This window comes from Mesorhizobium sp. M2E.F.Ca.ET.209.01.1.1 (assembly GCF_004010375.2).
Classification (GTDB): Bacteria; Pseudomonadota; Alphaproteobacteria; order Rhizobiales; family Rhizobiaceae; genus Mesorhizobium.
Window position 1 is genome coordinate 1 of the sequence record NZ_SADP02000254.1, and the last position, 413, is coordinate 413.

Below are 413 nucleotides of genomic sequence, written 5' to 3' on the forward strand. Positions count from 1 at the left end.
GCCAAAGCCGCATAGTCAAACTCGGTTTCAGCGGCGGTGGCCCCGCGGGCTATGGGTTGAGGCGCCTTCTTGTCGACGGCTCTGGAAATCCGAAGGGAATCCTCCATCACGATGAGCGAAAAGGCCTGGCCAGCGACCGCGTCGTTCTCGTTCCCGGGCCTGAAAATGAGGTTTCAACCGTCCGATGGATATTCAACCAGTTTGTGAAAAGGAGAAAAACGGCAGTCGAAATTGCGGCTGCTCTAAACGCGCGCGGCCTGGTCACCGAGTTTGGCCGGCCTTGGACCGGAGAGTGCGTAGGCACGATACTGGCCAGCGAAAAATATATCGGCAACAGTGTTTGGAACCGGATATCCCACAGGCTTCTGCAAAACCGGGTAAGAAATCCGCCAGGCGCATTTGTGCGCGCCGAC

General features: G+C 57.4%; 1 protein-coding gene. It reads left to right on the top strand.

Going from position 1 to position 413, the window contains the following annotated elements:
• A partial coding sequence (locus tag EN852_RS35525; RefSeq protein ID WP_189546379.1) for a recombinase family protein occupies positions 1–413 on the top strand: 413 nt, incomplete at both ends.